Raw genomic sequence first — 7,393 nt, 5'->3', positions numbered from 1 at the left:
GATCAATTAAAGTGGCATCTTTTGCAGGGAAACACCCTGCATGCGGATGAATCGCCGGTAGCGCAACTGGAACCCGGCAACGGCAAAACCCGCAAAGCCTATCTATGGGCCTACCGCAGTAATGACCTTGATCCCGGGCCGCGCATGGTTGTCTTCGATTATCAGACCAGTCGCAGCGGCCGGCATGTACAAAACTTTCTCCAGGACTGGCAGGGTCACCTGCTGGTTGATGACTATGCTGGCTATAAAGCACTGTTCTCCAGAGAGGAGTTGCCGTGTATCGAGCTCGGTTGTTGGGCGCATGCGCGACGTAAATTCTTCGACCTGCATCAGGCCAACGGCAGTCCGATGGCATTCGAGGCATTGCAGCGTATTGGTGAACTGTACGCAATCGAGGCCGAAGGCAAACAGCTGACCATTGACGCGCGTCAACACCTGCGAAAACAAAAAAGTCTGCCGGCACTCGATGCATTACACGACTGGCTGATGCAAACCCGCATGCAGACAGCCAACGGCGGTGCGTCCGCCAAAGCGTTGGACTATACACTGAAACGCTGGCCAGCGCTGGTACGCTATGCTCACACAGGCAATCTGCCGATCGACAATAACCCGGTAGAAAATTCAATCCGTCCCATCGCTGTCGGTAAGAAAAACTCTTATGACCTTTTGTCAAGTTTTAAACGTAACTCTCCCTAGAGTTTTCCCTCTAAAACCGTTAACCAATGACTTAGATTGGTTGGAACAGCATAATGCAATTACTTGAATTTTACAGACTCTTATTCGGGGATCTTTTAGCCCCAGTATGATATTCGTACTGAGCTTGCCTCTTTCTGGCTGCAAGTATAGGAAAATATCTCCCCCTTGAATTCTTCCCGAGGATTACTCAATTCGTGCACTGATACTGCCCCACCAAAACCATTTAAACCGTTGAATACTGTTGTCTATAGGCGCGCACAATATCCCACATAAAACCGAGAAGCTCGCGTGCAACTGCAGTAATTGATACTTGAGATTTTTTCCCTTTCGCTGCCAGACTGCGATAGCGGAAGCACAAACGTTGCTGTGCTTTCCAGGCAATATCTTTTGAGACTTGCGTCACCGCTGATGGGGTATGCGCAAGCATCCAGCTGCCTACTTTTGCATTGTTGCGATACGACCATGCCGCCTCGTACAAAAGCCGCCGGACTTCTTTATTGCCTACCTTGGTAATTCCTTTGCTGCGCGTTGTATTGCCACTGGAATACTCTCCCGGTATCAAGCCTAAATAGGCCATCATCTGTTTGGGATGATCAAACCGGGAAAAATCACCAATCTCTGCAACGACTGTTACAGCAATGATTGTCGCAATTCCTCTCAGTGCTTGTAGTTGAATAACAAGATCTTTGAGTGACCAGTCTTCTAGCAAACGATCGATTTCTTGTTCTAATTGCTCAGTCCGCACCTGTGATTGCTCTAGCGCCTGGATATAATGTTGAAATGCAATTTGCTGTGACGCGTTTGGAAATGTTTGATTGGCAAGCCAAATACGATGTCGCTTTGTCCATGATTTTTTATCATAAATCCTTCCAGCACGCAGGAGTAAACTTTGGATTCGTTGCCGTGCAATTTTTGTATCTTTTTTGCTTGCTGAGCGTGCTCGAACCAAATCACGCATAGCTTCGTGTGTCTCATCAGGAACCCAGACGGTAGTTAAATCACCCGACCTCAGAAGCCTCGCCAATGCCACTGCGTCTCGATGATCATTTTTAATCCTGTCAGTCGGCGAACGCGGAATTCTGGAGGGCGCTACTACCTGACATTCAAGCCCCATTAGCGTAAGCTGTCTATAAAGTTGATAACCACACGGACCGGCTTCATAACAAAGTAAAGGCGAAGAATATTTGTTTTGGAGCTTGGTAAATGTGCGCCTGACAGAATCTGGTGTGTTATTAATATTGCCCCAGAAACGTATCTCGCCCGCACGTTCCGGGTCAGCAATTGCTATGGCGATAGTTTCTTTATGAACATCTAGCCCAATATAAGCGTTATGAAATAATGCAGTAGTCATGATGTAACCTCCACAGAAATAGTGCGATCTTGCCGCAACTAGTATATAGGTCATATCATCTGGCTCTTTACAGGATCTGAGTGTGCGGGCCAACGCGCTGCCGCCATTCAAACCCTGCTCGGCACCGCACTACTCAACGGCATCGACCCAGCCGCATGGCTCAAAGAAACACTCGACAAACTTCCAGCCTGGCCTAATAGCCGTATCGATGAGTTACTGCCATTGGCACCAGAATTTATTGAATCACTAAAACAGAATAAATAACAGACGGTAGGGCCGCACGCTTACAATTGAGCGATGAACAAAGCCTGCCGTCTGTCGATGAAGCCAGAATCCAGATTGCAAAGGATATGACCGTGCGGCTGGATACGTTATTCCAAGAACAAGCAAACGCATTTGAAACCCGCATGGCTCAATTGGAAGAAAAGCGGCAAAGTTTAATGAGTCAGCACAAGGCCAAGCGTCAAAAACTGCACGATGCACAGCATCAGCAATGGCAACACAAGCAACAGGAATGGCGCAATAACCTTAACAAAGGCTCTCGCGGTCTGTTTGAGCGCATTACAGGAAAGCGCCGCAAAATCGAAGAATGCAACGAACAAGACGCTTGGCAGGTCAAAATAGACCAGCAACAGCAGCGTGATACGCTGATTTTTAATCAGTTCGAAATTCGTCGTTCCTTGCAATCGCGTATCCCGCGATTGCAAGCGCTGAAATCTTACCGGCTGGATGAACTGGAACACGATAAATCACAGTATCAAGCTATGCGTGAAAAACGCCTTGAACAGTTAGAGGCACAGCGCCGGGAACAAAATCGCAGCCGTCCGCAGCCTCGTCAGCACAGTCCGGATTGGGAATGGTAGCAAGACGAAATCCCAATAAAGGCAAAGTAAGGACTTAGCTTATTTCCTTGGCATAAATACCAATCTTTGGTAAATTATAAAGAGGATCATAATTTAGAAAGGTTGGAAAATGGCTAAAAATACCAGTGTTTCGCTTGGCGATCATTTTGAAACTTTTGTTGATGAACGGGTCAAGGCGGGACGCTATGCTTCTGCAAGTGATGCCGTACGTGCAGGACTCAGGCTTCTGGAACAGGAGGAAAGCAGACTGGAGGCATTACGCGCTGCCCTTATCAAAGGTGAGGAAAGCGGCATTGCTGAGGACTATGACATTGAGGCGATACAACGTGAGCTTGATAGCGAGTAATGCGCTGTAAGGTTTCAAAAGAAGCGCGGGGCGATATACGCGAGATTGGCCATTACACGCAACGTAAATGGGGCAAGGATCAACGCCGGAATTATTTAAACGATCTGAATAAAAAATTCGGATTACTTGCAGAAAATCCCCTTCTGGGTCGTCGCTGCGACAGTATCAGAGAAGGATATTTCCGGTTTGAATATGTCAGCCACGTTATTTTTTACAAGCAGGAAAAGGACTTTATCGTTATCTCCCGTGTTATACACCAAAGCCGCGATGTAAAGGCGTTACTCGGTGAAACAGGTAAGGCGTGAACAACTCAAAACACAACGCCGGGAACAAGGCCGAAGCCGCACACAGCCGCGCCGACAGGGTATTATTTTCAGAAAACAAAAACGCAAGGCAATATGCTCTTTATAGATGAAGCCGCAGCTCCGGTCATACGTGAGGCTATGAAAGGCTTTGCATCGGGACGGTTTCATACCAAAACCGAAGTACAATATTTTCTGGAAAGCTGCCCGGAGTTTCCCAAACATACCAGCGGCAAGCTTGGTTTTCCTTCAGCTCCTCCCGAAACACCCACATCGTCTTTGCGTCAGGCACTACCCCTGCCAAATCAAGTCCCAAAAAACGCATGAAACTCAATCGATCCCGTATTTGATACTCCAGCCGGTCATCCGACAGACTATGCATTCTTTGCAAAACCAGCATCTTAAATAACATCACCCGATCAAAGGGTTTGCGGCCAGCTGCACTTTTCCTGGGCTTCGTCATCGTCTCCCTGAGAAGAATAGGCTGCAATGCTTCGAATGCCATCGGGCTGTCATTGGCCTGATGCAGATCGAAGAACTTGCGCTTGGCATGCGCCCAGCATGCAAGTTCAATACAGGTGCCCGCTCTGGAGAACAATGCTTTGTAGCCGCCATAATCGGCCGCCAGCAGATGGCCTTGCCAGTTTGATCGAACTAGCCATTACAATTGTTGGAGTACCTGTTAAGTTTTCTAAAGATTGGTCGTTAAAAGGTGTAAATGAACATACGCAAAGTCGATCTGATTCATTAATAAACGTATATTTGTTTGAAACAGTGTTTAATTGGAGTACAGAATGCCAGATAAAAATTTAAAATTCTTGGTTGTAGATGATTTTTCTACGATGCGTAGAATTGTGCGTAATCTATTGAAAGAATTAGGTTTCATCAATGTTGACGAAGCTGAAGATGGTGCTGTTGCACTGCGCAAGCTTCAAGATGGTAACTACGATTTTGTGGTGTCAGATTGGAACATGCCGAATATGGATGGACTGACAATGTTACAGTCAGTTCGTGCAGATGAAAGATTAAACAAAATCCCTGTACTGATGGTAACTGCCGAAGCAAAAAAAGAAAACATAATTGCTGCCGCCCAAGCAGGAGCAAGCGGTTATATTGTAAAGCCTTTTACAGCTGCAGTGCTTGATGAAAAATTAAATAAAATTTTTCAGAATATGGAAAGTAAGGTATCGGCCTAAAAAATTTGATGTCAAACTTATAGCAAACCAAATGAATCTGAGTAGAAATACCGATTCTTTTATTCGGGAGAAAACTGACATGCAACCATCTGATATTATGCATGATGAATCTGAATTAACGGAAATGAACATATATGCTGAGGTCAGGTCAGCGAAACAATTAACTGATACAGTATCGGTTCTTCTTGAAGAAGACAGTTTTGAACAAAATATTATCGGTAATCTTTCTTGTAAAGAAAATCAAAATAATACTGAATTGGTAGATAGCTATGAATTAATGACGTCGTCAGTAACCGAAACAAACATTGATACAGCTGAATCTGAGTATGCAGTTTTGAGTGAGCTTGTATCGCAGGAAATTGTTACTGTTAATCAAAATGGACAATCAATTGATTCAATAATGGTTAATGATGACCTAGATGGAAGCGAGAGTATGATCGAGACAGAAACGGCCAAAGAAACTTTCAGCCAAATTGAACCAGTGAATGAAGATATATTGGTCAATCAAGATAGCAAAACTGATTGTCTTAGCGAGACTAAAATTAGATCAGAGCAAGACTTTGTGAGTTCAGACGATGTGCCCGAAACTGTGCTGATGCAAGTCGTTGATGAAATGACACACGCATCCAGTGAAAATACTCAAGACGAAACAGTATCGTCTGACGCAACAGAAAAGCCAAGTAGTATGGAAAAAAATGTTATTGATCAGGTTGGCCATTTAACGCGAAATCTTCATAACAGCCTGCGTGAACTCGGTTATGATAAACGGCTTGAATCACTTGCTTCTGAAGTGCCAGGCGCACAAGACAAACTGACTTATGTTGTGACTAAAACGAAGCAGGCCGCTGAGCGTGTAATAAGTGCGACTGAAATCACTATGCCCATTCAAGAGAAGCTTTCTCTGGATGCATCGCAGCTTTCTGAAAAATGGAAGCTTGCATTTGAGGAGCAAAGAGTACAACCGGATACAGAAAAATTTAAGCAGCTATTGATAGAAACACTCAGTTTTGTTGACAAAGTGCCTGAACAAGCAGACGCAACCAATGCACAGTTGATGGAAATAATGATGGCGCAAGATTTTCAAGATTTGACCGGTCAAGTGATTAAAAAAATTACATACATGGTGCAGAGATTGGAGCACGATCTTGTGCAGCTTCTACTGGCAAATGTTCCTGTCACAAAACAGATTTCCTCTAATGATGAACTCATGAACGGTCCTGTAACTAATCCGGAAAAATCACCGGATACTGTAAGCAGCCAAGACCAGGTCGATGACTTATTGGCAAGTCTAGGATTCTAAAAGAATACCGCTTCGTTTTTGGCAGCCACCCATATTCGATGTCGCTATCTGGGCCAGCATCTCATGACGACACTATCTAACGACCCCGCCGCTTCCCTCTTCCAAACCTTCTCCCCAAAGGGAAGAAGGCTTTCATTAGTCCCGCCTAAAGGTGGGGAGTTTACATGCTCTCTATTTATGATCCTAAATTGCCCCAGAATAGCTTTCAGGAAAATAACGCTTAAACATTTGTTTTGTCTTTTTACCATAATACCACAGTGGATAGGGTTTCTGTGGTGTGAATTTTTTATCCTGTTCAGAATAATCCAAATTATATTTAATATTATTTTTTTTAAGTACAGATAATATCTGCTGAATCCTGGCATTCTGACCAACTTCTTTTTCAAGTGCATGAATATGTTTTTTAAATTCCGGAGGAAAATTATCTTTATGCCATATCTTTGAGCTTTTCTCTGATACTTGCTTAGCAGTAACGCCACTTCCGAATAAATAATGACAGTGTTGATTTTCCCAAAATCTTTCTTTACCTTCGAAATAAGGCATCTCAAGACAGTTACAGATCACCGAGAGCATTTTTTGAGAATCTTCTACCAGTTCGTTATAGTTTACAGCCCGAAAAGGGAGATTCGATTTGAAAAATCTGTCATGATATGAAATAAATTCTTGTTGCCAGTGATCAAGTCCTTTTCCCCTTTTCCAATGCGAATAGGCCAAATTGACAGGATTTTTCCAAATTAATATATTATACGTGTCTATTCCCTTAGAAGTAGCCCACTCTTGTGAGTCCAGAACCCAACAAAGATCCTTGGAAGAATCGACAACGAAATTTACATTAAGTTTTGAAAAGACATTTTCATGAAAATCATTGGCTTGTACATATGCGATTTGTTTCCATACAGAGCAGGGGCTTTGTCCACATTGACATTCAAGTTTAAAATGATGGTGCCGCCAGGGTCTGAACCAAGCAACGACCTCCCCACAAGAGAAAACATCGGTGGAATTTCCTAGCATAAGATCCAGCATTGTTGTTCCGGAGCGGCTGGCACCACATACTTTAATCAACTTAGGCATAATTTCATCCTTACATACCCGCGAAAACGTATTTGAGATTAGCTCCCCTAGCGAAAGGGTCGTATTTTGATTTCTACTGGAATATTGTGTCTCTGTATTTTTTGGGAAAATTTATTATTCAATAACGTCATTGCTAAACTGTTTTTGTTGAGTCCCTCGCACCTGCTGCTTCTTGCTTCTATTTCAACTGTCAGCAATGGCGAATGGCACGGCGTCCAATCAATTTTGGTGGCTTGATCTCCAACCACTTGTCTGGTTCAACCGGCCA

At 43.9% G+C, this 7,393-nt stretch carries 7 protein-coding genes and 4 pseudogenes; 7 read left to right on the top strand and 4 right to left on the bottom strand.

Going from position 1 to position 7,393, the window contains the following annotated elements; translation table 11 throughout:
- Positions 1 to 654, top strand: a pseudogene (locus BMY60_RS14255) (IS66 family transposase); the annotation flags it as partial.
- A gap of 265 nt (positions 655 to 919) precedes the next feature.
- On the opposite strand, the gene BMY60_RS14250 reads toward BMY60_RS14255, so the two are convergent.
- On the bottom strand, positions 920 to 2,047 hold the full coding sequence (locus BMY60_RS14250) for an IS110 family RNA-guided transposase (RefSeq protein ID WP_090334523.1): 1,128 nt from the start codon (positions 2,045 to 2,047) through the stop codon (positions 920 to 922).
- Between the two features lie 60 nt (positions 2,048 to 2,107).
- Here BMY60_RS14250 and BMY60_RS14245 point away from each other — a divergent pair.
- The 4 genes and pseudogenes from BMY60_RS14245 to BMY60_RS14230 all read left to right on the top strand — a co-directional run.
- Positions 2,108 to 2,311, top strand: a pseudogene (locus tag BMY60_RS14245) (transposase domain-containing protein); the annotation flags it as partial.
- A gap of 26 nt (positions 2,312 to 2,337) precedes the next feature.
- Positions 2,338 to 2,910 (top strand): hypothetical protein, encoded by a 573-nt coding sequence (locus BMY60_RS14240; RefSeq protein WP_090334522.1) that lies wholly within the window; start codon positions 2,338 to 2,340, stop codon positions 2,908 to 2,910.
- Between the two features lie 109 nt (positions 2,911 to 3,019).
- Positions 3,020 to 3,256: a type II toxin-antitoxin system ParD family antitoxin gene (locus tag BMY60_RS14235; protein ID WP_090334521.1), complete on the top strand. Its 237-nt coding sequence runs from the start codon at positions 3,020 to 3,022 to the stop codon at positions 3,254 to 3,256.
- Positions 3,256 to 3,561, top strand: coding sequence for a type II toxin-antitoxin system RelE/ParE family toxin (locus tag BMY60_RS14230; RefSeq protein ID WP_090334519.1), 306 nt, complete (start codon positions 3,256 to 3,258; stop codon positions 3,559 to 3,561). The genes BMY60_RS14235 and BMY60_RS14230 overlap by 1 nt, the downstream gene beginning before the upstream one ends.
- Positions 3,562 to 3,793: 232 nt before the next feature.
- Here the strand turns inward: BMY60_RS14230 and BMY60_RS16425 are convergent.
- Positions 3,794 to 3,994: pseudogene (locus BMY60_RS16425) on the bottom strand (transposase); the annotation flags it as partial.
- A 42-nt stretch (positions 3,995 to 4,036) separates the two neighbouring features.
- A pseudogene (locus tag BMY60_RS14225) lies at positions 4,037 to 4,201 on the bottom strand (transposase); the annotation flags it as partial.
- 151 nt (positions 4,202 to 4,352) lie between these two features.
- Here BMY60_RS14225 and cheY point away from each other — a divergent pair.
- Both cheY and BMY60_RS16420 read left to right on the top strand, forming a co-directional pair.
- A complete protein-coding gene (gene cheY / locus BMY60_RS14220; protein ID WP_090334517.1) occupies positions 4,353 to 4,754 on the top strand; it encodes a chemotaxis response regulator CheY in 402 nt (133 codons plus the stop codon).
- A gap of 79 nt (positions 4,755 to 4,833) precedes the next feature.
- A complete protein-coding gene (locus BMY60_RS16420) occupies positions 4,834 to 6,054 on the top strand; it encodes a protein phosphatase CheZ (RefSeq protein WP_256250914.1) in 1,221 nt (406 codons plus the stop codon).
- Positions 6,055 to 6,237: 183 nt separating this feature from the next.
- On the opposite strand, the gene BMY60_RS14210 is transcribed toward BMY60_RS16420, so the two are convergent.
- On the bottom strand, positions 6,238 to 7,125 hold the full coding sequence (locus BMY60_RS14210; RefSeq protein ID WP_090334515.1) for a sulfotransferase family protein: 888 nt from the start codon (positions 7,123 to 7,125) through the stop codon (positions 6,238 to 6,240).
- Positions 7,126 to 7,393: the final 268 nt, after the last annotated feature.

Source organism: Nitrosomonas sp. Nm51 (genome assembly GCF_900111165.1).
In the GTDB taxonomy this organism is placed as follows: Bacteria; Pseudomonadota; Gammaproteobacteria; order Burkholderiales; family Nitrosomonadaceae; genus Nitrosomonas.
This window is presented reverse-complemented; position numbering and strand designations above follow the sequence as displayed.